Genomic DNA, 25,326 nt, shown 5'->3' on the forward strand with positions numbered 1-25,326 from the left:
GAGTATTGCTATGAATATGATTAAAATGACCTGGTTTAGTGCTTATGCGTTCTCATTTACCGTGTGGATGGCAGCGCTCTGGGCAGCGCTATAATTTAAACGTGTCTCTTTCTCAATAATGCCTCGCAACATTGCGGGGCATTTTTGTTTGCGTCCGATTGTAGCAATCTGTGTTGTAATCAAAACGTTAACAAAAAAGTGGTCTATCTTTATACTAAACCTTGTTGTCTCTGAGGTTTAAAGACCATGTATTATAAAGGAGGAGCTATGTCGTCATCCCTACGCGAGCAGAGTCAGGAAACACTGCAGGTAGATAATCACAACTATCACATCTTCAGTCTACCTCGCGCTTCACAACATCTCGGTAACATTGATCGGTTGCCTAAATCCCTCAAAGTGCTGTTAGAAAACCTGTTGCGCTGGCAGGATGGCGACTCAGTCACTGAGGAAGATATCCAGGCGCTGGTTGACTGGCAAAAAACCGGCCACGCCGACAGGGAAATTGCTTACCGCCCGGCCCGTGTTTTAATGCAGGATTTCACCGGCGTACCCGCCGTTGTTGATTTAGCCGCGATGCGCGAAGCGGTGAACCGACTGGGCGGAGACGTGAATAAAGTCAACCCACTGTCCCCGGTCGATCTGGTCATTGACCACTCCGTCACCGTTGACCATTTTGGCGACGACGATGCCTTTGAAGAGAACGTGCGGCTGGAGATGGAACGCAACCATGAGCGTTACGTCTTCCTGCGCTGGGGCCAGAAAGCCTTTGACCAGTTCCGGGTGGTGCCACCGGGGACCGGGATCTGTCACCAGGTAAACCTTGAATACCTGGGGAAAGCAATCTGGCAGCAGCAGATAAACGGCGAAACCTATGCCTGGCCGGACACCTTAGTCGGGACGGATTCTCATACCACGATGATCAATGCGCTTGGCGTGCTGGGATGGGGCGTCGGCGGGATTGAAGCCGAAGCGGCGATGCTGGGGCAACCGGTGTCTATGCTGATCCCGGATGTCGTGGGCTTCAAACTCACTGGCAAACTGCGGCCGGGCATTACCGCGACCGATCTGGTGCTAACGGTGACGCAAATGTTGCGTAAGCACGGCGTGGTGGGCAAATTTGTGGAATTCTATGGTGATGGCCTGGCCGATCTGCCGCTGGCGGATCGCGCAACCATCGCCAATATGGCACCGGAATACGGCGCCACCTGCGGTTTCTTCCCTGTCGATGAAGTGACACTGAGCTATATGACCTTAACCGGACGCGATGCCGAACAGGTTGCGCTGGTAGAACATTATGCTAAACGCCAGGGAATGTGGCGTAATGCGGGCGATGAACCTGTCTTCACCAGCAGCCTTGCGCTGGACATGAATGATGTTGAATCAAGTCTGGCCGGACCAAAACGCCCACAGGATCGCGTTTCCCTGGGCGATGTCCCGGCGGCGTTCGACGCCAGCAATGAACTGGAAGTCAACCACGCGCAGAAACCTCATAAAGAAGTCACCTACACGGACAGCGATACCGGACTTTCCCATACCCTGACCGACGGCGCGGTGGCCATTGCGGCGATTACCTCGTGTACAAACACCTCAAACCCAAGTGTCCTGATGGCCGCAGGCTTACTGGCGAAAAAGGCGGTAGAGCGGGGCCTGAAACGCCAGCCGTGGGTCAAGGCATCGCTTGCTCCGGGCTCTAAAGTGGTTTCCGACTATCTGGCCGTCGCACAACTGACGCCGTTCCTCGATAAACTGGGCTTTAATCTGGTCGGCTATGGCTGTACAACCTGTATCGGTAACTCCGGCCCGCTGCCGGATACGATCGAATCGGCGATTAAAGAGGGCGACCTCACTGTGGGGGCCGTGCTGTCGGGTAACCGTAATTTCGAAGGCCGTATTCATCCGCTGATTAAAACCAACTGGCTGGCTTCACCGCCGCTGGTGGTGGCCTATGCGCTCGCGGGGAATATGAAGATCAACCTGCAAACTGATCCGCTCGGACAGGATCGGGATGGCAAGCCGGTCTTTTTGAAAGATATCTGGCCTTCGCCTGAAGAAATCGCGACAGCGGTACAGCAGGTTACCAGCGATATGTACCACAAAGAGTATGCGGAAGTCTTTGACGGTACGCCCGAATGGCAGGCCATCAAAGTCAGCGAAGCCGCGACCTATGACTGGGACGAAGGATCAACCTATATCCGTCTGTCACCGTTCTTTGATGACATGGAAAAAACGCCCAAACCGGTCGAAGACATTCGTGGCGCGCGTTTGCTGGCTATTCTGGGGGATTCGGTCACAACAGACCATATTTCACCGGCAGGTAGCATCAAAGCAGAAAGCCCGGCAGGGCGCTATCTGTTGGCGCATGGTGTCGAGCGCAATGACTTCAACTCCTATGGCTCGCGTCGTGGTAACCACGAAGTCATGATGCGCGGAACCTTTGCCAACATTCGTATACGCAATGAAATGGTGCCGGGCGTTGAGGGTGGCTATACCAAACATTATCCGAGTGGTGAACAACTGGCCATTTACGATGCCGCGATGAAATATCAGGCCGAAGGCGTGCCGCTGGCCGTCATTGCCGGTAAAGAGTACGGGTCAGGTTCGAGTCGTGACTGGGCAGCGAAGGGACCGCGTCTGCAGGGCGTTCGCGTGGTGATCGCCGAATCGTTCGAACGTATCCACCGCTCTAACCTGATCGGTATGGGGATCTTACCGCTGGAATTCCCGCAGGGCGTAACGCGTAAAACATTAGGACTGAAAGGGGATGAGTCGGTTGACGTTGAGAACCTGTCACAACTCACGCCGGGCTGCACCGTGCCAGTGACAATCACGCGTGCCGATGGCAGCAAAGAGAAGCTGGATACCCGCTGTCGCATTGATACCGGTAATGAGCTGACCTATTACCGCAACGACGGTATTCTGCATTATGTGATTCGAAATATGCTCAACTGATACGAAAAAGCCGGGGAAACCCGGCTTTTTTATTCACTGCTTCGGCAACAGATGGCCCATTTTTTCGGCTTTGGTATCGAGATAGTGCGCATTTTTGGGATTCCGTCCCACCACCAACGGCACACGTTCAACGATGTTAATACCGGCTTCGCTCAGGATTTCAACCTTCCGCGGATTATTTGTAAGCAGGCGAACCTCGTTCACCCCAAGGAGCTTAAACATATCTGCGCAGAGCGTGAAGTCACGCTCATCAGCGGCAAAACCGAGCTGATGGTTAGCTTCAACCGTGTCATACCCTTTGTCCTGCAAAGCGTAAGCGCGAATTTTATTCAGCAGACCGATATTGCGGCCTTCCTGGCGGTGATAAAGCAATACACCACGTCCTTCTTCGGCAATGGCATTCAGCGCAGCTTCAAGTTGAAAGCCGCAATCGCAACGCAGGCTGAACAGCGCATCACCGGTAAGACATTCCGAATGAACGCGCGCCAGGACCGGTTCGTTATCATTGATATCGCCAAAGACCAGAGCAACGTGGTCGTGACCGGTTGCCAGTTCTTCAAAACCTACCATCAGGAAATCTCCCCATGGCGTTGGCAGTTTGGCTTCTGCCACCCGTTTAAGCTGCATGTGACTCTCCAGAACCATCAGAGGATGCACTATCATCATGATAGTGCACAGGCCGATGTGGCCCGACAAACGTGCAATATTGTGCCACAACCGCGAGGTTGGCTGTTAATCTGTGTAAACGATTGTTGTGATAAAGCACGATTATCTAATCCGTAAAGGTTATGTTATTCTTTTTTAAGCTAAAGTTTTACCGGTATGACGGCTTTTCATCAGCAAAAAGGGAAAAGGGATGGTTAAAATTTTGCAACGTACCACAGCAGGGATGGTGTTACTGCTGATGATGCCATTAGCCGTGTGGCTGTCCGGCTGGCAATGGCGACCCGAGGAAAGTAACACGTTTCTGAGAGTCCTGTTCTGGATGACAGAAACGGTGACCCGGCCATGGGGCATACTGACCAGCCTGGTGTTAAGTGCCTGGGTATTATGGTGTCTTCGCTTTCGGCTTAAACCGGCATTGCTGCTGTTGCTGATCATGAATGTCACGATTCTGGCAGGCCAGTATACCAAATCATTCATTAAAGAGCGGGTGCAGGAACCCCGACCTTATGTGGTATGGCTGGAGAAAACGCATGGTCTGGATGACAAAACCTTCTATCAGTTAAACCGCACCCAGCGTGGTGAACGCGTTACCGCACTGATTGCGGATGAATCGCATATTCCGGGCTGGCTGAAAAAGCACTGGGCGTTTGAAACAGGGTTCGCCTTCCCGTCAGGTCATACTTTGTTCGCGGCGAGCTGGGCATTACTGGTCATTGGCCTGCTATGGCCGCGCCGGCATTATAAAACGATAGTGCTGGTCGGCGTTTGGGCGGTGGGCGTTATGGGAAGCCGCTTGTTACTGGGTATGCACTGGCCGCGCGATCTTGCCGTTGCCACCGTGCTGTCCTGGTTTTTGGTGGTCATCGCCACCTGGCTTGCCCAGCGCTTTTGTGGACCGCTGACGTTGCCCCCCGACGAGCAAAAGGAAGTGGCAGAACGTGACCAGGGATTGTAATTGCGCCGTTCAGCCTCATATCTTGCGACTGAACCGCGCAAAAGTGCTTCGCCTGATGCTGCAAGGAGCAGTATTTCTGCCGTAATTTTGGCATACTTTGATTCGACAACCTCACAACAGGATGCACTGTGAAATATTTGCTGATTTTTTTAGTGGTTTTGGTCATTTTTATCATTTCTGTGACCCTTGGCGCACACAACGACCAGGTTATCACCTTTAACTATCTGCTGGCGCAGGGCGATTTCCGTATCTCCACTTTACTGGCAACGTTGTTCGGCGTGGGCTTCCTGCTGGGCTGGGTCATTTGTGGGCTGTTCTGGCTGCGTGTTCGCGTCTCGCTGGCGAACGCCCAACGTAAAATTAAACGTCTGCAGGCTCAGGTTGATCAGAATGCGCCTGGCACAGGTGGTAAACCGTTGCCGCCAACCGTGCAGGAATAAGATTCCATGTTAGAACTGCTGTTTCTGTTACTGCCTGTTGCGGCGGCCTATGGCTGGTACATGGGACGCCGTAGTGCGCAGCAGGACAAGCAACAGGAATCCAACCGCTTGTCACGCGAATACGTGGCCGGCGTTAACTTTCTGCTGTCCAACCAACAGGATAAAGCGGTCGATCTGTTCCTTGATATGCTGAAGGAAGACAGCGGCACCGTTGAGGCGCATCTTACGCTGGGAAACCTGTTCCGCTCCCGCGGTGAAGTTGACCGTGCGATTCGAATCCATCAGTCGTTAATGGAAAGTGCCTCTCTGAGCTATGAGCAGCGTTTATTAGCTATCCAGCAACTGGGGCGCGATTACATGGCCGCGGGGCTTTATGACCGCGCAGAAGACATGTTTAAACAGCTCACCGATGAAACGGATTTCCGCATTGGTGCCCTGCAGCAGTTATTGCTTATTCATCAGGCGACCAGCGACTGGCTTCAGGCGATTGAGGTCGCTGAGCGCCTGGTGAAATTAGGCAAAGACAAGCAGAAGGGCGAGATCGCGCATTTCTACTGTGAACTGGCTTTGCAGGCGATGAGCAGCGACGATCTTGACCGCGCAATGACGCTGTTGAAAAAGGGCGAGGCGGCAGATCGCCAGAGCGCGCGAGTCTCCATTATGATGGGACGCATTCTGATGGAGAAAGGGGAGTACGGCAAAGCGGTTGAGCATCTGCAACGTGTACTGGATCAGGACAAAGAACTGGTCAGTGAAACGCTGCCGATGCTGGAGACCTGTTTTCAGCGACTTAATCAGCCCGACGCCTGGGCCGCCTTTCTCAAACGCTGCGTGGAAGAAAATACCGGCGCCGCCGCAGAACTTTATCTTTCCGCGATTCTGGAGCAAGAGCAGGGCGCGGAAGCCGCACAAAATTACATTAATCATCAGTTACAGCGTCATCCCAATATGCGCGTGTTTCATCGCCTGATGGAGTTTCACCTGCATGAGGCGGAAGACGGTCGCGCCAAAGAGAGTTTGATGGTCCTGCGCGACCTGGTCGGCGAACAAATCCGGACCAAGCCGCGCTACCGTTGCCAGAAATGTGGGTTTACTGCCCATGCGCTCTACTGGCATTGTCCTTCCTGCCGCACCTGGTCATCGGTCAAACCGATTCGGGGACTCGACGGGCAATAACTGCGCACGTGATGCGCACTGTTGCCAGTCTTTCTGGTGTCTAATTTAGTTACAACATACTATAAAGAACCTGTTCACCAGCCTGCATCAGCACCGTGCGAATATCGCCTCGCAGGATAACAGGGATTGTGATGGGAAATGCGGGCAGGTAGAATGCGTGCCGTTTGTCTAACGCGCCAGCAGGTGCCTACCGCAGAGGAAATAGCATGGCCTTATCCCCGACTTCACCCGTGTTAGTGGCGCTTGATTACCACGATTTAAACAGCGCGCTGCATTTTGTTGATCAGATAGAGCCAGGTAGCTGTCGCCTGAAAGTGGGCAAAGAAATGTTCACCTTATGTGGCCCTCAGTTGGTCAAAACGCTGCAACAACGCGGCTTTGAAATCTTCCTCGACCTGAAATTCCATGATATTCCCAATACAACGGCCCATGCTGTCGCCGCCGCCGCCGATCTTGGTGTCTGGATGGTGAATGTGCACGCCAGCGGCGGTGCGCGTATGATGAACGCCGCCCGGGAAGCGTTAGTGCCTTTTGGGCAGCAAGCGCCGTTACTGATTGCCGTCACCGTCCTGACCAGTATGAATGCAGATGACTTGCTGGGTCTGGGTATCACGCTTTCGCCGGCAGAGCAGGCCGAGCGCCTGGCAAAGCTGACCCACGAATGTGGCCTGGATGGTGTGGTTTGTTCCGCCCACGAAGCCGCCCGATTTAAACAGGTCATTGGCAGGGACTTCACGCTGGTCACGCCAGGCATCCGGCCAGCAGGCAGCGACGCCGGCGATCAGCGTCGCGTAATGACGCCGCAGCAGGCGAAGCTCGCCGGGGTGGATTATATGGTCATTGGCCGCCCGGTTACACAGTCTGCTAACCCGGCGGCGACGCTGAAAGCCATAATCAATGATCTGGAGGCGGTAAAATGAATCGTGACAACCCACTTGTATATTCCACAGATTCAGGCCGCATTGTGCAACCCGAACAGAAAGTGGAACGTCCTAAAGGGGACGGCATTGTTCGTATCCAGCGCCAGACCAGCGGCCGGAAAGGCAAGGGCGTTTGCCTGATAACTGGCGTGGACATGGATGACGGTGCACTGAATCTTCTGGCTGCCGAGCTAAAAAAGAAATGCGGTTGTGGCGGATCGGTGAAAGACGGTGTAATTGAAATTCAGGGCGACAAACGTGATTTACTTAAAAGCCTGCTGGAAGCCAAAGGTATGAAAGTAAAACTGGCGGGCGGTTAAATAAAAAACCGGGCGACTTGTGTAGCCCGGCTTATGGTGTAGATGCGCTGCGTAGCCGTTAATTATTTTAATTGCGGTTCTTAGTGAATCTGATGACCGATAATGCCACCTACTGCGGCGCCGCCGACTGTACCCAGCGCGCTGCCGTTGGTCAGTACTGAACCACCAATGGCACCCGCACCTGCACCAATCGCAGTATTGCGGTCACGCTTAGACCAGTTAGAACAGCCGCTTAACGCCACAACCAGGGTGGTCGCTAAGACCGCAACGGTCAATTTTTTCATTGTAATTGTCATAAACTTCTCCTTTATTGTGTTTGCAGAGGCAACACACTAAGTATAGCTTTGAAATTTTTTCAGGCCGCCTGTGCCGCATTATTACCGCATCCTTTTAGTATAAAAACGCGGACACCATGGACGATCTGTTTGTAGCGGCTGAAAAGCACCAGTAGCAGGTGGACCTGCCCGACGCCTGACAGAATTCTATTCATTTTGAAGGTTTTCCGAAGAGGGAAAATTCTTAATTCTCAGCACAATTTTCCATTCACAGCTATTTTCCGCTGCTTTTTAGCCATTTGCTCCATAACGTTTTTTCTGCCTGCTCCGCAAAATGTTAAGACCTTATTCAGCAGGAGAAAAAAATGCTGGAACATCTGAAACAACAGGTTCTGGAAGCCAATCTCGATCTTCCTAAACATAACCTTGTTACCTTCACCTGGGGCAATGTCAGCGCCCTCGATCGTGAGCAGGGTTTGCTGGTGATTAAGCCTTCCGGCGTCAGTTACGATGTAATGAAAGTGGATGACATGGTAGTGGTGGATCTGGCGAGCGGAGAGGTTATCGAAGGCACAAAGCGTCCTTCCTCTGACACGGCTACGCACCGGGCGCTTTATCTGGCCTGGCCCGAAGTAGGTGGAATTGTCCATACGCACTCACGCCACGCCACCATCTGGGCGCAGGCCGGTCGTGCCATTCCGGCCTGGGGAACCACACACGCGGACGACTTCTACGGTGAAATTCCCTGTACCCGCGCCATGCGTGACGAGGAGATTCAACAGCAATACGAGTGGAATACGGGTGAAGTGATTATTGAAACCTTTGCGCAGCGTGGGCTTTCTCCCACTGCGATTCCCGCCGTGCTGGTGAATTCACATGGCCCCTTCGCGTGGGGCAAAGATGCCCATGCGGCGGTGCACAGCGCGGTGGTGCTGGAAGAGGTGGCGTATATGGGATTGTTCAGTCAGCAGCTGACGGCCGGTCTTCCCCCCATCCAGCAAACCCTGCTCGATCTGCATTACTTGCGCAAGCATGGTGAAAATGCCTGGTACGGCCAGAAATAAGGTTGAGGGCGCAGCCTGGTCTGCGTCCTGATTAGCGCGTTACGCACGGCTTACGTGGCGTGAAAGTCTCTTCAGTGCCCGTTATCGGTTGGCGCTGTTCTGCCAGCGAGTCGCGTGCTATCAAGAAATCATACTAATCAATTAAATGTCGTGCATCAGGGATCACTCTGGAATTTATCTTGTAAATCAATCTCTCATTTGGTCTGGCCTCACTCTGGATTAGGCTGATGTGGCGCAATTAGCGCATCAAAATAACAGAGGATGAGACAATGACCGTGATTAACCAACCCACATGCAGACTGTTTTCCGAAGCCGGACAAACCACGCAGTTAGTGGCTTATTACGAAGAAGGGAGACGTACCATGTGGATGATGTTACGCGCCCAACCGCGCCCCAGCTTTAATCATGAACTGATTGAAGAGATCATGAATCTCAGTTACGCGGCCCAGCGTTCTGGCTTACCCATCGACTTCTGGGTCACCGGCTCGTTAGTGCCACAAATGTTTAATGCCGGTGGTGATTTGCGCTTCTTTGTGGAGTGTATCCGCAATAATCGCCGGGAAGCGTTGCGTGCCTATGCACGCGCCTGTGTTGACTGCATTCATTCTGCCGCGCGTGGCTTTGACACCGGAGCCGTGACGCTGGCAATGATTGAGGGCAGTGCACTGGGCGGCGGTTTTGAGGCAGCGCTGGCGCATCACTTTATCCTGGCGCAAAACAACGCCCGTATGGGTTTTCCGGAGATTGCGTTTAACCTGTTTCCGGGTATGGGCGGCTATTCATTAGTCGCCCGGCGTTCGGGCATGAAGCTGGCGGAGGAGCTGATCATCGAAGGCGAATCCCACAGCGCAGAGTGGTACGAAACGCGGGGGCTGGTTGACAAAGTGTTTCAGCCAGGCGACAGCTACCGTGCCACCCGGACGTTCATTGATACCTTGCGGCCCAAACTCAATGGAGTGCGCGCTATGCTGAAGGCGCGCCAGCGCGTATTGCAGCTTTCCCGCGCCGAGTTAATGGACATCACGGAAGACTGGGTCGATTACGCCTTTTCGCTTGAAGCAAAAGATATCGCCTATATGGAGCGTTTAGTCCAGTTACAAAACCGCCACACCGCATCACTGCGTAAAGCGGGTTAGGGACTTAAGCGTTTACTTGCGGGCAGGATGCTGAGCCAGCCAATGCCCAAACTGTTCGGCGGGCATTGGTTTTGCGTAGAAATAGCCTTGTCGACCATCGACGCCATTCTTCAGCACGAAGGCCTCTTCATCGGCGGTTTCTATGCCTTCGGCAATAACCTGTAAATCCAGCGCCTTGGCAACCGCAACAATCGCGCGCACCAGCGACTGGGAGACAGGGCGTTTATTCACATTGCGGATAAAACTTTGATCCAGCTTAATGGCGTTAATAGGCACTCGTGCCAGCTGTGATAACGAGGAATAACCGGTACCAAAATCATCCAGATGGACCTGGGCACCCAGCTCCTGGAACTTGTGCATTAACTTCAGCGCTTCCGCTTCGTTCTCAATCAGACAGCTCTCCGTGAGTTCGATATCGATCGGGCTTTCCGTTAAACCGGCGTCAGTCAGCGCCTGCTTCAGATCGCTGTAGATCGACTGATCCATCAACTGGCGCGCGGAGACGTTGACGGCCACGCGCAGATGAATATCCTGCTGGCGCCACGCGATAATCTGTTTCAACACATTGAGCATTACCCAGCGCCCCAGCGGCACAATCAGTCCTGAATCTTCAGCATAGGGAATAAAGTCAGCAGGCGAGACCAGTCCGCGCTCGGGTGAATGCCAGCGCACCAACGCTTCGGCACTGCGTACTTTTCCGTCCGTGTCCACTTTGGGTTGGTAGTGCACCAGTAAATGGTCCTGCTCCAGCGCTTTGCGAAGATTGGTATCAAGCCACAGATATTCAAATACCCGCCGGTTCATCTCTTCAGCAAAAACGCAATATTTACCGCGATTGTTCTCTTTGGCGTGATACATCGCCGTATCGGCATTGCGGATCAGGCATTCACGATCTTCCCCGTGCAGCGGCGCGATGGCAATGCCGATGGAGCAGCCGCTGTAAACTTCGATAAGGCCAATGCGGAAGGGCTGACGTAACCGATCCAGAATGCGCGTCGCCATCGCTTCCAGCGCCGCCTGGCTGGTCTGTTCGGCCAGCACCACAAACTCATCACCGCCAAGGCGTCCCAGCGTCTGGTTCTTACTCAGACAACTCAGAATAGCCAGCGACACCGCCTGCAGCAGTTGATCGCCAAACATATGGCCATAAGCGTCATTCACTTTTTTGAAATTATCCAGGTCCAGATAGACCACACCGGTTTCACTGCCTTCCGCCCGCTCCAGCGCCTGACTGATTTGCTGATGTATCGCGTGACGGTTTGGCAGGCCGGTAATACCATCCGTATTGGCCATGACACGCAGTCGCTCCTGAGCGCGACGTTCTTCGGTAATATCCGTTCCGGAACAGATGAGGAAAATTTCATTTTTTCCGCTGCCGCTGTGAACAAACTTATTACGAAACAGAAAGAGTCGCTGTCCCTTCATCGTTTTGATCCAGCGTTCGACTTCATAAGAGTTACCATCACGGAAGAAGCCCGCAATGTTGCGACGTGACGCTGCCGCCTCCTGCTTGGTCATAAACAGCTGAAAAACATTCCGGCCAATCACATCCTGCTCATACAGGCCGGTGTACTCTTCGCTGAGTCGGTTAAAGCGCTGAATATTGCCCCGCTGGTCAAGAATGACGATAACGGAATTGGCCTCTGAAACTACCTGTTCCGCAAAGGACAGCCCCAGCGTCAGATCGCGTGCGACCGCCGATGTATCGCCCCAGGCGGATGCGGTACCGGCCCAGACGGACTGATTGATGCGCCGTCCGACAAAATGCATGGCCACCTGCTCACCATGGATTGTTAACGTCAGGTTGATACTGGAAGTAATCACTGGCATAGCTCGCAGTAAACTGCACTGGCCAGGCGTCAGCGGCACAGCAACACTCGTATTCGATGATTCATCTAAGGCAAAAAGCAGCGCATCGCTGTCCGCGCTTAACCGCCAATGAGGGCTGGTTGTACCAAACAAGGTATACAACAATGATTGCCCTTGTTCATCGGTCATGATCACTCCCTCCGGGAAGTCCATAGCTGACGTTATCTCATTATTTTAGCAACAGTATTCATCTACTGATGTCAGCACAAGATGAAAGTGTATTTATTTTACTTTCCAGAAAAAACAGGAACAAAAAACCCCGCCGAAGCGGGGCCGGCAGGCGGTTTAACACGGACATTTACCCAGTTTTCCAGCCTGACTGGGAAAGCGGGCGTCCAGACAATAACGATGAAAGTCACGCTCGCTCATCGGCGGCAGGTCTGGATGATGCTGCCGCATGTGCTGCAGGTATTTTTGGTAGTCCTGAACGCCCACCATCAGACGAAAGCTTTGCTGTAGCCCCTGCCAGAATGCCCGCCAGCGAAAGCCAGGGCGGACGGGAGCATAGCGTAATTCGCAGCGCACAATTTGCCACGTCCCTGTTGGCCGTGTTACACGATGAATGCTGTCAGACATGGCGAATCTCCTTCCGCAACGTGGTCGCGGACTCATGCGTGGTAGGTACCTCACTGCGCAGGGCACGACGAATCACAAAAAAAGCCGCAATGAGCATGGTGACGGCGACCAGCATGAAGAACCCGCACAGGGCCGCGTTAATCTGGTTACTGAAAACGATGGTGTGCATATCGGCGACGGTTTTCGCCGGTGCGATAATTACGCCTTCATCCAGACCTTTACGGAATTTATTGGCCTGCGCCAGAAAGCCGATGGACGGTTTTTCGTGGAAAATCTTCTGCCATCCCGCGGTCATTGAGGTAATAAACAGCCAGATCGTTGGCAGAATGGTCACCCACGCATAACGCTGCTTCTTCATTTTAAACAGCACCACTGTGCCCAGAATCAGCGCCATGGAGGCCAGCATCTGGTTACCGATGCCAAACAATGGCCATAGCGTATTAATGCCGCCCAGCGGATCAATCACGCCCTGATACACAAAGAATCCCCAGCCTGCCACCGCAACGGTTGTACCCGCAAGGTTACCCAGCCAGGAGCGGTTATTGGCCATCGACGGCACCACGGTGCCCACCAGGTCCTGCACCATAAACCGACAGGCACGCGTACCGGCATCGACGGCAGTGAGAATAAACAGGGCTTCAAACAGAATGGCAAAGTGATACCAGAAGGCCATCATGGCGCGACTGTTAACCACCTCGGTAATGATATGGGCCATACCGACGGCGAACGTCGGGGCGCCGCCAGCACGGGACAGAATGGAGGCTTCCCCTACATCCCGTGCAATTCCACTTAACATCTCCGGTGTAACGACAAAGCCCCAGCCGTTGATCACCTGGGCGGCATTTTCAACGGTGGTGCCAATCAGCGCCGCCGGGGCATTCATCGCAAAATACACGCCGGGATCCAGCACTGAGGCGCAAATCAGCGCCATTATGGCGACAAACGACTCCATCAACATCGCGCCGTAGCCAATAAAGCGAATGTGGCTTTCCCGCTCCACGAGTTTTGGGGTGGTTCCGCTGGAAACCAGCGCATGAAAGCCGGAAATCGCCCCGCAGGCAATAGTGATAAACAGGAACGGGAACAGAGCCCCTGAGAAGACCGGGCCGGTGCCGTCAATGAAGCGGGTCACGGCGGGCATCTTCATCTCTGGCATGGCGAACACAATACCTACAGCCAGACCAACGATGACGCCAATTTTCAGAAAGGTCGAGAGGTAGTCCCTCGGTGCTAACAGCAGCCACACCGGTAATACCGATGCGATAAAACCATAAATGACCAGCACCCAGGTCAGTGACGTGCCTTTCAGGGTAAAGAACGGCCCCCAGTAGGGATGTTGTGCGACATCGCCACCGTAAATAATGGCCGCCATCATCAGCACAAAACCAATCAGTGAGACTTCAGCAATTTTACCGGGGCGCAGAAAGCGCATGTAGATGCCCATAAACAGCGCGATAGGGATCGTTGCGGCAATGGTAAACAGGCCCCAGGGGCTGTTCGCCAGTGCCTTCACCACCACCAGCGCCAGCGCGGAAAGGATAATAATCATCACGCCCAGCGCACCCAGCATAGTGATGACGCCAGCGAAGGCCCCCAGCTCCTGACGGGCCATTTCACCCAGTGAACGGCCATCGCGTCGGGTCGAGATAAACAGCACCAGGAAATCCTGAACCGCACCGGCCAGCATCACGCCGACCAGAATCCAGATCGTGCCAGGTAAAAAGCCCATCTGCGCGGCCAGAATCGGACCGACCAACGGGCCCGCACCGGCGATAGCGGCAAAATGGTGACCAAACAGCACCCATTTGTTGGTGGGGACGTAGTCCAGACCGTCGCTGAGACGTTCAGCAGGCGTCAGGCGACGATCGTCGAGTTCGAAAATGTTGCGGGCGATAAAGAGGCTGTAAAAACGATAGGCAATGCTGTAACAGGCGACTGCGGCAACCACCAGCCAGACTGCGTTGACGTGTTCGCCGCGATTAAGCGCCAGCATCGCGAACGCGCCCGCGCCAGTTAACGCCACCGCTAACCAGATCACGCCGGTTTTGACGTTCTTCATAACTCACTCCTTGTAGAGACCGAATGGAAGGCGATCGAATACAACGAGCTAACGTTAATGTAATGGAATGTAAGTGAAAGTTAATAAGGAGAGAACTGTGAAGCGCAGTGCAAATTTAGCGTGTGCGGAAGCGGTACGTCAGGAATGAGCGGGACAGGCTATCCTGTCCCGCTGGATAATACTCAGGCTGCGGGGCGAGCGACGACGCTGCGGGTTTCCATACGCACTTCGGCGATGGTCACGTCGATCACATCGGTCACGCGGTAAACCACTTCACCTTTAATCTGCACTGTGCCGCTTTCCTGGCTGCACACCAGTTCGTCACGAACGGAGTGCAGGAACGGAGCAGGGATAAACGCCACTGCGCCATTCTCCAGCAAACGCACGCGCATGCCACCACGGGAAATATCGATAATTTCCGCGCTGAATTTACGATCTGTCGCCGCAAAAGGTGACAGGTAACGGGCATAAAGCCAGTCGCCCACGTCACGCTCGGCCATGCGGTTAAGACGGCGGCGCTCGCTCATGGTGACCGTGACAGCGTCATCGGGCCGGGCGATCGACTCACCACGCACGATGGCTTTCAGCAGGCGATGGTTGATCATGTCGCCAAATTTACGAATCGGTGAGGTCCAGGTCGCATAGGCTTCCAGGCCCAGACCGAAGTGCGGGCCAGGTTCGGTGGTGATTTCCGCATACGTCTGGAAACGACGAATACGGCTGTCCAGGAACTGGGTCGGCTGGGCATCCAGCTCCCGGCGCAGCACACGGAAACCGTCCAGCGTGGTAATCGCTGAAGGATCTGCCGTAATCCCATGTGTCGCCAGCACGGCGGCGGCCTGCTCGGCGTTGGCAGTATCGAAGCCTGCATGGACGTTATAGATCCCAAAGCCCAGCTTATCGCGCAGCACCTCGGCCGCACAGATGTTGGCCAGAATCATGGCTTCTTCAACGATTCGGTTGGCAATGCGACGCGGTTCAGCGACGATATCCAGCACTTCGCCTTTCTCGCCCAACAGGAAGCGGTAATCCGGGCGATCTTTAAACACCAGCGCGTGGGCCTGGCGCCATTCGCCGCGAGACAGGCACAATTGATGCAGCAGGCGGATCTGATTCGCAATCGCGTCATTCTGCGGCTGCCACTCGCCGCTGTTCTCCAGCCAGTCAGAAACCTCGTCGTAAACCAGTTTGGCTTTCGATTCGATCCAGGCCGCGAAGAAGTGCACATCAGACAGGCTGCCATCCTGCGCCACGGTGACGCGACAGGCCAGTACCGGGCGACGCACATCAGGGCGCAGGGAGCAGACATCATCGGAAAGCTCGCGCGGCAGCATCGGGATATTAAAGCCCGGCAGGTAGTTGGTGAACGCACGTTGCGCGGCAAGCTTATCCAGCTCGCTGCCTTCAGCCACGTAAGCGGTCGGATCGGCAATGGCGACCGTCAGGCGCAGGGCATTGTCTTCCAGCGCCTCAACATAGAGCGCATCGTCCATATCTTCTGTGCTGGCGCTGTCGATGGTCACGAAATCCAGCGCGGTCAGGTCTTCACGCTGCAAGTTTTCGTCCAGCATCTCGCCAAAACCCATTTCAGGTGCCTGGCGCTCCAGATTGTGACGTGACAGTGTCACCCACCACGGCGCAAGGTGGTCGTCTGCGCTGACAATAAATTCGGTCAGTTCGGCATAAAAGCCGCGGTCACCCTTTAACGGATGACGTCGCATTTCCGCGACGGCCCAGTCGCCCTGTTGGAAATCGTGGGTCAGCCCACGTACCGGACGGCACTGAATGGCCTCTTTCAGCAGGGGATGATCGGGCACGATAGAAAGACGATCGTCTTTTTTCTGCACACGGCCTACAAAACGGCTCAGGAAAGGCTCGACCAGCGTTTCTGGCTCTGCGCTTTCACGATCTTTATCGGTGTGGATGACGGCAATAATACGATCGCCGTGCATCACTTTCTTCATCTGCGGGGGCGGGATGAAATAACTTTTTTGTGCATCGACTTCCAGAAAGCCGAATCCCTTTTCGGTGCCTTTTACAACGCCTTCTGCACGCGGCGTTTGTGAATGGAGCTTCTCTTTAAGCTGCGCAAGCAGCGGATTATCCTGGAACATGATTTTTACGTTTCGTGGCCTAATAGCGGCTGACAGTTTTACGCGAATCGCGGTCCCGCGGCAAGGCAAAAAGCCGGACGAACCGGCTTTTTGCCTGGAGCAAAGCCTGAATCAGGCAATGCGTTGGGTGACCGTTGCCTGCGACAATTCCAGCTTAACCGGCACCGATTTCGAGGTTGGCGTACCGCTAATATCACCATAGCTGTTCAGCGGAACCAGCGGGTTGGTTTCTGGATAATAGGCCGCCAGGTTGCCACGCGGGATGTTGTAAGGCACCAGCTTAAAGCCGCTCACGCGACGTGTTACGCCGTCATTCCACAGGGTTTCAATGTCAACGTTCTGGCCTTCGCTGAAGCCTAATGCCGCCATATCGTCCGGGTTGATAAAGACGACTTCACGCTGACCGTAAACGCCGCGATAGCGGTCATCAAGGCCGTAAATCGTCGTGTTGTACTGATCGTGCGAACGCAGGGTTTGCAGCGTGAAGGGCACCTCCTGATCCAACTGCGGAAACAGCGAGTCAGGCAGCGCGGCAGGGCTGAACTCGGCCTTACCGGTCGGCGTGTTGAAGCGCAGTTCGGCGGCGGCATTACCCAGATAGAACCCACCAGGCTGATCGCATTTGCTGTTAAAGTCGGCAAAGCCAGGAATCGTGGCTGCGATGTGATCGCGAATCAGGTTGTAGTCCGCCGCCAGATCCAGCCACTTCACCTTTTCATCGCCCAGTACCGCATGCGCAATGCTGGCGACAATCGACGTTTCTGAACGTTGTGTATCCGCCAGCGGAATACCCACGCCTTCAGACGCGTGCACCATGCTGAAGGAATCTTCCACGGTAATATACTGATTGCCCGTCGCCTGCAAATCGCGCTCGGTGCGGCCCAGCGTAGGCAGAATCAGGCCCTCATGACCGGGAACCAGATGGCTGCGGTTCAGTTTGGTACTGATATGTACGGTCAGGCCACAACGTGACAGCGCTTCTTCGGTGCGCGGTGAATCCGGTGCCGCCGCCGCCAGGTTGCCACCCAGCGCGATAAGCACTTTGATTTCGTCACGCAGCATGGCATTCAGTGCTTCAACGGTGTTATGACCTGCCGCACGCGGTGGCTCAAAATTGAAGTGCTGACCCAGCGCATCCAGGAACGGTTTTGCCGGTTTCTCATCAATGCCCATGGTGCGGTTACCCTGCACATTACTGTGACCACGAACAGGGCACAGACCCGCACCTTTTTTACCTAACTGGCCAAACAGCAGCTGCAGGTTAGTAATTTCGCGCACGGTATCGACGGAATGTTTGTGCTGAGTGATACCCATCGCCCAGGTACAGATGACCCGATCGGCGCTCTGGTAAATCGCGGCCGCTTCACGGATCTGCGCTTCAGTCAGGCCGGATTGCGCCACAATCTGCATCCAGTCGGTGTTATCCACGGCGTCAAAGTAGGCTTCAACGCCGTGCGTTTTGGCATTCAGGAACGCCTGATCGAACAGGCCGCTTTCGCCTGCCGCAATGCGCGCGCGATGCGTTTCCAGCAGGGCTTTAACCATGCCGCGAACCGCGGCCATATCGCCACCCAGGTGCGGCTGATAATAGGCCGAGCTGATGGTACCGGCTTTCGAGGTCACAATTTCCAGCGGCTTCTGCGGATCGGCGAACCGTTCCAGACCGCGTTCGCGCAGCGTATTGAAGGTCACAATTTTTGCACCGTGATCGGCAGCGTGACGCAGGCTGTGCAACATGCGTGGATGGTTAGTGCCCGGGTTCTGTCCAAAAACAAAAATCGCATCCGCGTGGTCAAAATCATCCAGACGAATCGTGCCTTTACCCACGCCAATGCTGCGCTTCAGTCCCGCACCGCTGGCTTCGTGACACATGTTCGAGCAGTCAGGGAAGTTATTGGTGCCCAGCATGCGGCCAAACAGCTGATAAAGCCATGACGCTTCATTACTGGCGCGACCTGAGGTGTAAAGCTCCATCTGGTCTGGATTGTCCATCGCTTTGATGTGCTGCGCGATAAGCGCATAGGCGTCATCCCAACTGATGGGCTCGTAGTGATCGGTTTCACGGTTGTAGCGCAGGGGATGCGTCAGGCGGCCCTGATACTCCAGAAAGTAATCGCTTTGAGCATAGAGCGTGGTCACGCTGTGTTTCGCAAAGAAGTCGGCATCCACAACGCGGCGTGTCGCTTCCCAGGTTACCGCTTTCGCTCCGTTTTCACAAAAGCTGAAAGTACTTTTATTGTCATCGCCCCAGGCGCAGCCCGGGCAGTCAAAGCCACGCGCCTTGTTCATACGCATGAGATTGCGCAGGTTTTTCAGGGCAGCTTTACTGTCGAAAACAAAACGTGTCGTGGCTTCCAGTGAACCCCAGCCACCCGCGGCGGCGCGGTATGGTTTAATTTGGCGCTTAAATTTCATCATAGGTGCAGGCTTATTTTTTTGTTGGACGAATGTTGCAAGGATATATCCTGATAGTGAAGATTAGTGTGCGTTCGACGACATAGCTTGTCTAATTGATTGACTTAATGGTGCGATAGGTCGCGTTTATCGTGACGGCACAACAACTGTGATGCTGTTCATATTTTACCCTTTCATAACTTCTCCGTATCAGGTGTTATCGGCACATCGCGCTAATACTTGCTGTTTATGACACAAAAAGGCGCGAAACCATGAAACACCTGACCAGCCAGATTCATGCATTTGGCAAGGCGTTGATGATGCCCATTTCGGTGATCGCGGCAGCCGGTATTTTTCTGGGGCTGGCCGCGGCCATGCAGAACCCCGCAGTGACGGGGGAAGCCTTTGCGCAAATGCAGGTGGCCCAGCTCATTATCGGTTTTATTCGCAAAGTCGCAGGAGCGCTGTTTGCCAATCTGCCCCTGTTCTTTGCCGTCGCCAGTGCGATTGGTCTGGCAAAAGCCGAGAAACCGACCGCCGCCTTTGCGGCGGTGATTGGCTATATCGCCATGAACGTGGGGATTAATGCGACGCTGGCCGCAAAAGGCATAACGGCGGCCACCACGACGCCTCAGGCGCTGCAACAGGCGGGACTGGATCAAACGACCGCCATGATGACCTCGGCGGAATATATCCAGATGCTGGGGATTTTTACCTACAACATGAGCGTGCTGGGCGGCGTGGTGGCCGGCCTGCTCACCGTAATGTTGCACAATCGTTTTTATACGCAGCAACTTCCTACAGCGATCAGCTTCTTTGGCGGCCGACGTTTTGTGCCCATTGTCACCGTCGTGGTTCTGCCGCTGGTGGGTGTATTGCTGGCGCTGATCTGGCCAACCCTCGGAGAGGGCATCGCCTGGGTGGGACAGATGATTGGCCACAGTGGTCAGTACGGTGCATTTCTGCTGGGGGCGGCTGAACGCCTGCTGATTCCCACCGGGCTGCACCATATTCTCAATGAAACGGTCCGCTTTACGCCGATTGGCGGTATGGCGGTTGTGGACGGACAGACCATTGTCGGCGCATTGAATATTTTCAATGCCTCGCTGACACATCCTGGCCTCATCCCAGATGCCACGCTGCGAACGGCTACCCAGTTCCTGGCGCAGGGAAAAATACCGGTGATGATGTTCGGGCTGCCTGCTGCAGCACTGGCGATCTATCACACCGCACGTCCGGAGCATAAACAACGCGTGAAAGCGCTGGTGCTGGCCGGCGCGCTGACCTCCTTTACCACCGGGATCACCGAACCCCTGGAGTTCTGCTTTATTTTTGTGTCGCCCGTGCTTTATGTGTTGCATGCGTTTTTGACCGGCCTTTCATTTATGTTGATGTCAATGCTGCATCTGATGATTGGCAACGTGCAGGGCGGCATTATCGACCTGGTGGTCTTCGGTGTGCTGGGTGGCAGTAAAACCCACTGGTGGTGGACGCTGGTGCTTGGCGTGATCTACGCACCGATCTATTACTACGGGTTCCGTTTTGTCATTACCCGCATGAATGTTGAAACACCGGGACGGGAAACCGAGGAGGAAAAACCGCAGGTCGTTGATGGCAGTGAACGCACTCAGGTCATTATCAGTGGATTGGGTGGGGCTGCCAATATAGAGGACATCGATTGCTGCTTTACGCGCTTACGGGTGCGGGTAAAAGATATGAAACAGGTGGTGGATCACACCCTGATAAGTACGGGCGCGAATGGCGTGAATCGCGTCAGTGAGCAGGATGTTCAGGTGATTTACGGTCCTCAGGTCGAAAAGATTGCGCAGGAAGTGAAGTCGGCGCTTGGCGTCGGCTGACGGCGGCCTCACTGGGCGCAGCAGGTGCGCCCTCCCTGTCTGACATGTTACGGCATTCCGTTCCATTTTAAGCTCCGTTTTTATCCGTTCCCCTCACGTTCACGATTAACACAAAAATATAAGCAATGCTTTATGTTTCATTTTGTGATCTGTGCTTGAATTTTACCGGTAACACTCTATGGTAAGAGGCGGAAAGTGCAATACACGCAATTAACAGGGGGTTATTTATGGCGAAAAACAGGTTAGTTAAAGTCGTTGAAATATCGGCAATTGTTTTTTTCACACTTGTCGTGATCTATTTACTGGCGACGGGCGTACTGTCGTCAACGGGCATTGATCACGCCTGGCCTTATCCAACGAAGTAACAACGGGCAACACCAGGGAAAACACCATAAAAAATAATAATTCTGCCAGCCTGACCTGAAAGAGTCCGGCCTGTTGCGCGCCCATTACGCCTTTCGTCTCGCCCCCAAAAGTATCTCCTGTCAGCCGGACACTCGGGCTGTATTACTGCACTCTGCCTGTAGCGGAATCCTGAACGCACACTGACTGGCATTCTGTTGCGCCCTCGGCACATAATAGGCGTTCAACTGAGCGACGTTATGGCGGGCACAAAAAATCGACATTAAGCAACTCATCTACCTCTGCAACCTCGAACGCGAACGCCATTTTGGCCGTGCCGCTGAGGCGAGTTTTGTCAGCCAGCCTACCTTATCAATGCGGTTAAAAAATCTGGAACGCGAACTGGGGTTATCCCTGATCAACCGCAGCAATAACTTTGCCGGATTCACGCCAGAAGGGGATCGGGTGCTGGCCTGGGCGCGGGAAATCGTCTCCGTTTATCAGGGGCTGAAGCTGGAAGTCGAGTCACTGAAACACGGCGTTAACGGCACATTGCGGCTGGGTGTGGTACCGCAGTGCAGCGTGTCGCTGGCCCAGCTGCTCAAAGCGGTTCAGGTGCGCTATCCACAACTTGATTACCGTATTGCCGTCCTGAGCGCCGACCAGCTGCTGGAGGCGCTGAACAGTCATACGGTCGATGTCGGGATTGGTTTTTTTGAAATGGCGACGCTGCGTGAACTGCATTTTCAGGCCGCGTTGCTGGCGGACCGTGGCGTTGAAGCGGTGTTTCATCCCGGATATTTTCAGCACTTAGGCGAGGTTGAAAGCCTGGATCTGCCAACGCTGGCCCGTCAGCCGCTGTGTCTGGCTGAACCCACGCGCTATTTTCGTCGCTATCTGGATATGGCGCTGCGGGAGATGTCGCTGATGCCGCGCGTGGTGGTAGAAAGCGCCTCCATTATGCAACTGCTGCAGTGTACGCAGGTCGGGCTGGGCGTACTGGTTTCGCCACGCGGTCATCTGCTGCCCGCGTCTTTACACGGACTGGAACAGCGACCTGTCATAATGCCAAAGATGGCGCGCCAGGCGGCCCTGGTGGTCGCTGAACCGGGTCGGGCAACGCCGCTGGCACAGCACTTCTATGACGAAGCGCGCAGTCATCTGGATCTTTAGCGCGCCTCACCACAGGCATAAAATAAACGGCTGTTCCAGTTTGCCCGCGCGATGGCCTGGATAAGCGCGAACTGATCGGCAACGGACCAGCCGGATTCTTGCAATGGCTGGAGATCGGCGGCGCAAAAACGTTCTGGCTGGCGGGTCAGCAGGGCGGTTAACGCGCTGACCGCCCGGTCAGCGTCGGTCAGGTTAGCATTATCAAAGGCGCCAGCCTGGCCGCTACAGGGCGTTAACGACGGTGGACGCCAGCGATTTCCCAGCAGGCTGGCCGCTGTAGCCTCAACCCCGACGGTGAAGACCGTCTCCTCCTGATGATTCAACCTGTACCAATGCTCTAATAACGCCGGTGCGTGCGCCAGCAACCAGAGGGCGTCCTCTGGCGCAGACGATGTCTGGCATTGCGCCACGGCCTTATGCTGCGCCTCGCTGGCATAGCGGGGCTCAAGCGGTTTCAGGACTGGCTGCCAGACGCCGGGGGCATCGGTGGCTGGCGCATCCGGTGCAGGTGACATGCCGGGGATCCAGCGTACCGGCATGTTCAGCAGAGCATGAATACCGGCGATCACGCGTGCCTGGTAACAGACAAAGCCGACCAACTGATTAAGCGTGACAATATCGGCTTCGCTCAGACCTGCGGCGTGAAGGGCGCGCACACTGTCGGCAGTAATCAGAGTGGGTTGCATGGCCAGCAGTCGGGCGTACTGGGTAATTTGTGTCAGGCGGTTATTGCTCTCGCGCGACGAGTCAGGACCAGGCAGAGGATTGAGTCTTGCAGAGTAGTGATTGCAGAGCCGCTGAATGCCCGTAACCTGCGCCACGGTCAGCGCGCTGCTTAACCGATCGTAAAGCGTCAGCGTATGGGTCAGCGTAACGTCAACCTGGTCGGGAAACAGCAGGTCAACAATCTCATGAGCAATCTGAATGGCGGGTTGTCCGGCCTGCAACAACGGCTGAACAGAAGAGGTTTCCTGCGCTAACCCCAACAAGAACCGATCGTCGATATGCGCTGCTTCAGGAAAAAGCGGGGCAGCCGGAACGGTACGCGGACAGGTCTGGCTCTCGTAAAACCAGTGATCCTGGCCAGTATAGCGGCGTTGTTGCATCATCAGTCCTTTTGCAAAATCTGATGCGGCACATGCGGGACAGAGTCAGTAAACCAGTCGCAGGCCGCAGGGCTGACTTATCCTCGCCCACGGGCAGGGCACGGCAAAAGACCGATCGGTGATAATTAATAGCAATAAGGAATAACGAAGGCGCGGGCGGGGAAGGACAGGGCGAGCAGCGCTCGCCCATGAGGAAACTTATTTCAGTTCCAGTTCGTTCATCGCGGCGATGCTGAAACCGCCATCAACGTGAACGATCTCGCCGGTGATACCACCCGCCAGATCGGAACACAGGAAGGCCGCAGAGTTACCCACATCTTCGATGGTCACGGTACGGCGAATCGGGGTTACCGCTTCACAGTGAGCCAGCATCTTACGGAAATCTTTGATGCCTGAAGCCGCCAGCGTACGGATTGGACCGGCAGAAACGGCGTTCACACGCACGCCTTCTGGTCCCATGGCATTGGCCATGTAACGTACGTTTGCTTCCAGAGACGCTTTTGCCAGGCCCATTACGTTGTAGTTAGGGATAGCGCGCTCTGCACCCAGGTAGGACAGCGTCAGCAGCGCTGAGTTGGGGTTCAGCATCGCACGGCACTCTTTTGCCATGGCAACAAAGCTGTAGGCACTGATGTCGTGCGCAATTTTGAAACCTTCGCGGGTTACGGCATTCACGTAATCGCCATCCAGCTGGTCGCCTGGGGCAAAACCAATTGAGTGAACGAAACCGTCAAATTTCGGCCAGGTTTTTGCCAGCTCAGCGAACAGGGACTGGATGCTTTCATCTTCTGCAACATCACATGGCAGTACGATGTCAGAACCCAAATCTTTGGCGAACTCTTCCACACGACCTTTCAGTTTGTCGTTTTGGTAGGTGAAAGCCAGTTCTGCGCCCTGTTTGTGCATCGCCTGTGCAATACCGTAGGCGATGGAAAGTTTACTGGCAACACCAGTAATCAGAATGCGCTTACCGGAAAGAAAACCCATAGCTGTAATCCTTATGGTCATGGTAGTTGGCGGTCGCGTTGTTTAAATAATAGACGACCGACGTTAATCGACGTGCGGATTCTAGCACGTCTGCCTTAAATCAGGAAAACTGCGCACAGTTTTCCACAAAACCCCGAAAAATCAACGCTCGCGTCGCCACGCTTCGGCCGTTAACGCTTCGCCGAAATGGCTGTTGATCAGACGTTTGGTCAGATCATGCAGCGGAGAAGCCAGCACGTCGGCCGTCCCGCCGCGTTCCACGACTTCGCCCTGATGCATGACCAACACTTTGTCGCTGATATGCTTCATCATCCCTAAATGTTGCGTCACGTAGATGTAGGCGATGCCGTGTTTTTCCTGCAGCTCCAGCATCAGGTTGACCAACTGTGAGCGCATGGTCATATCCAGTGAGGCTAGCGCTTCATCAGCAATAATCACTTTGGGTTGCAGAATTAATGCCCGCGCCAGGCCCAGACGCTGTTTTTGGCCTGGTGCCAGCATATGCGGATAATAATCGGCATGGTCGCGCAGTAATCCCACCTGACGCAGCGTGCCAATGATGCGTTTCTCGCGCGCCTCGGCGTCAAGATCGGTATTCAGGCGCAGCGGCAGCTCCAGAATCTGACTGACGCGCTGCCGGGGATTAAGCGACGTAGAAGGATCCTGGAAAATCATACGGATGCGCTGGCTACGGTAGCCATAATCCCCAAAGCTCAGCGCATGATCGTCAATAATGATTTCCCCCTCCGTTGGGGCAACGGTGCCGCTGAGCATTTTTGCCAGCGTTGATTTGCCGGAGCCATTTTCGCCGATGATCGCCAGCGTCTGCTTCTCCCGCAGCGTGAAGCTCACGGACTTCACCGCCTCGACATGCTGACGGCGAAACAGACCGGTGCGATAACGAAACGTTTTGCTCAGATTGCGCACTTCCAGTAGCGTTTCCATG

The 25,326-nt window shown here is 54.6% G+C and carries 21 protein-coding genes; 11 read left to right on the forward strand and 10 right to left on the reverse strand.

Annotation, left to right across the window (positions count from 1 at the left end; translation table 11 throughout):
* Window positions 1-267: 267 nt before the first annotated feature.
* Window positions 268-2,949, forward strand: coding sequence for an aconitate hydratase AcnA (acnA, locus tag C1N59_RS09580; protein WP_283786525.1), 2,682 nt, complete (start codon window positions 268-270; stop codon window positions 2,947-2,949).
* 33 nt (window positions 2,950-2,982) lie between these two features.
* Here the strand turns inward: acnA and ribA are convergent, their stop codons facing one another.
* Window positions 2,983-3,576: a GTP cyclohydrolase II gene (ribA, locus tag C1N59_RS09585; RefSeq protein WP_006119329.1), complete on the reverse strand. Its 594-nt coding sequence runs from the start codon at window positions 3,574-3,576 to the stop codon at window positions 2,983-2,985.
* A gap of 229 nt (window positions 3,577-3,805) precedes the next feature.
* Here ribA and pgpB point away from each other — a divergent pair, with 229 nt between their 5' ends.
* The 5 genes from pgpB (at window position 3,806) to yciH (ending at window position 7,426) form a co-directional block, all read left to right on the forward strand.
* On the forward strand, window positions 3,806-4,570 hold the full coding sequence (gene pgpB / locus C1N59_RS09590) for a phosphatidylglycerophosphatase B (protein WP_054687706.1): 765 nt from the start codon (window positions 3,806-3,808) through the stop codon (window positions 4,568-4,570).
* A 128-nt stretch (window positions 4,571-4,698) separates the two neighbouring features.
* Complete coding sequence (locus C1N59_RS09595; protein ID WP_033741817.1) at window positions 4,699-5,010, forward strand: LapA family protein; 312 nt, start codon at window positions 4,699-4,701, stop codon at window positions 5,008-5,010.
* Between the two features lie 6 nt (window positions 5,011-5,016).
* Complete coding sequence (lapB, locus tag C1N59_RS09600) at window positions 5,017-6,186, forward strand: lipopolysaccharide assembly protein LapB (RefSeq protein ID WP_006119326.1); 1,170 nt, start codon at window positions 5,017-5,019, stop codon at window positions 6,184-6,186.
* Between the two features lie 206 nt (window positions 6,187-6,392).
* Entirely contained in the window at window positions 6,393-7,106 is a 714-nt protein-coding gene (gene pyrF, locus C1N59_RS09605; protein WP_394550672.1) for an orotidine-5'-phosphate decarboxylase, read from the forward strand.
* On the forward strand, window positions 7,103-7,426 hold the full coding sequence (gene yciH / locus C1N59_RS09610) for a stress response translation initiation inhibitor YciH (protein ID WP_054687708.1): 324 nt from the start codon (window positions 7,103-7,105) through the stop codon (window positions 7,424-7,426). The genes pyrF and yciH overlap by 4 nt, the downstream gene beginning before the upstream one ends.
* 80 nt (window positions 7,427-7,506) lie before the next feature.
* Here the strand turns inward: yciH and osmB are convergent, their stop codons facing one another.
* On the reverse strand, window positions 7,507-7,722 hold the full coding sequence (gene osmB, locus C1N59_RS09615; protein ID WP_006119323.1) for an osmotically-inducible lipoprotein OsmB: 216 nt from the start codon (window positions 7,720-7,722) through the stop codon (window positions 7,507-7,509).
* Window positions 7,723-8,066: 344 nt separating this feature from the next.
* Here osmB and araD point away from each other — a divergent pair, with 344 nt between their 5' ends.
* Window positions 8,067-8,765, forward strand: a complete 699-nt coding sequence (gene araD, locus C1N59_RS09620; RefSeq protein WP_006119322.1) for an L-ribulose-5-phosphate 4-epimerase — start codon at window positions 8,067-8,069, stop codon at window positions 8,763-8,765.
* A gap of 269 nt (window positions 8,766-9,034) precedes the next feature.
* A complete protein-coding gene (locus tag C1N59_RS09625) occupies window positions 9,035-9,901 on the forward strand; it encodes a crotonase/enoyl-CoA hydratase family protein (RefSeq protein ID WP_033741810.1) in 867 nt (288 codons plus the stop codon).
* A 12-nt stretch (window positions 9,902-9,913) separates the two neighbouring features.
* On the opposite strand, the gene pdeR is transcribed toward C1N59_RS09625, so the two are convergent.
* The 5 genes from pdeR to C1N59_RS09650 form a co-directional block, all read right to left on the reverse strand.
* Complete coding sequence (gene pdeR, locus C1N59_RS09630) at window positions 9,914-11,899, reverse strand: cyclic di-GMP phosphodiesterase (protein WP_039340199.1); 1,986 nt, start codon at window positions 11,897-11,899, stop codon at window positions 9,914-9,916.
* 156 nt (window positions 11,900-12,055) lie between these two features.
* Window positions 12,056-12,346, reverse strand: coding sequence for a YbdD/YjiX family protein (locus C1N59_RS09635; protein ID WP_039340200.1), 291 nt, complete (start codon window positions 12,344-12,346; stop codon window positions 12,056-12,058).
* The gene (locus C1N59_RS09640) at window positions 12,339-14,405 is read right to left on the reverse strand and encodes a carbon starvation CstA family protein (RefSeq protein WP_033741806.1); all 2,067 of its coding nucleotides are present in this window, start codon (window positions 14,403-14,405) and stop codon (window positions 12,339-12,341) included. Before C1N59_RS09640 ends, C1N59_RS09635 begins: the two co-directional genes overlap by 8 nt.
* Before the next feature lie 182 nt (window positions 14,406-14,587).
* Window positions 14,588-16,519 (reverse strand): exoribonuclease II, encoded by a 1,932-nt coding sequence (locus C1N59_RS09645; protein WP_033741804.1) that lies wholly within the window; start codon window positions 16,517-16,519, stop codon window positions 14,588-14,590.
* Between the two features lie 111 nt (window positions 16,520-16,630).
* Window positions 16,631-18,934 carry an FdhF/YdeP family oxidoreductase gene (locus C1N59_RS09650; protein ID WP_039341548.1) on the reverse strand — a complete coding sequence of 768 codons (2,304 nt, stop codon included), beginning with the start codon at window positions 18,932-18,934 and terminating at the stop codon, window positions 16,631-16,633.
* 251 nt (window positions 18,935-19,185) lie between these two features.
* On the opposite strand from C1N59_RS09650, the gene C1N59_RS09655 reads away from it, so the two are divergent.
* From C1N59_RS09655 to C1N59_RS09665, 3 genes are all read left to right on the forward strand, one after another.
* Window positions 19,186-20,772, forward strand: a complete 1,587-nt coding sequence (locus C1N59_RS09655) for a PTS transporter subunit EIIC (protein WP_394550675.1) — start codon at window positions 19,186-19,188, stop codon at window positions 20,770-20,772.
* A gap of 227 nt (window positions 20,773-20,999) precedes the next feature.
* The gene (locus C1N59_RS09660; RefSeq protein WP_394550677.1) at window positions 21,000-21,137 is read left to right on the forward strand and encodes a hypothetical protein; all 138 of its coding nucleotides are present in this window, start codon (window positions 21,000-21,002) and stop codon (window positions 21,135-21,137) included.
* Window positions 21,138-21,390: 253 nt separating this feature from the next.
* On the forward strand, window positions 21,391-22,287 hold the full coding sequence (locus tag C1N59_RS09665) for a LysR family transcriptional regulator (RefSeq protein WP_054633701.1): 897 nt from the start codon (window positions 21,391-21,393) through the stop codon (window positions 22,285-22,287).
* Here the strand turns inward: C1N59_RS09665 and C1N59_RS09670 are convergent.
* The 3 genes from C1N59_RS09670 to sapF all read right to left on the reverse strand — a co-directional run bounded on the left by C1N59_RS09670 (window position 22,284) and on the right by sapF (window position 25,325).
* A complete protein-coding gene (locus C1N59_RS09670) occupies window positions 22,284-23,393 on the reverse strand; it encodes a carboxymuconolactone decarboxylase family protein (protein WP_394550814.1) in 1,110 nt (369 codons plus the stop codon). The genes C1N59_RS09665 and C1N59_RS09670 overlap by 4 nt on opposite strands.
* A 198-nt stretch (window positions 23,394-23,591) precedes the next feature.
* The gene (gene fabI / locus C1N59_RS09675; RefSeq protein WP_006119311.1) at window positions 23,592-24,380 is read right to left on the reverse strand and encodes an enoyl-ACP reductase FabI; all 789 of its coding nucleotides are present in this window, start codon (window positions 24,378-24,380) and stop codon (window positions 23,592-23,594) included.
* Window positions 24,381-24,521: 141 nt separating this feature from the next.
* The gene (gene sapF, locus C1N59_RS09680; RefSeq protein ID WP_394550679.1) at window positions 24,522-25,325 is read right to left on the reverse strand and encodes a putrescine export ABC transporter ATP-binding protein SapF; all 804 of its coding nucleotides are present in this window, start codon (window positions 25,323-25,325) and stop codon (window positions 24,522-24,524) included.
* Window position 25,326 lies beyond the last annotated feature (1 nt).

Source organism: Pantoea sp. SGAir0183 (assembly GCF_043545505.1).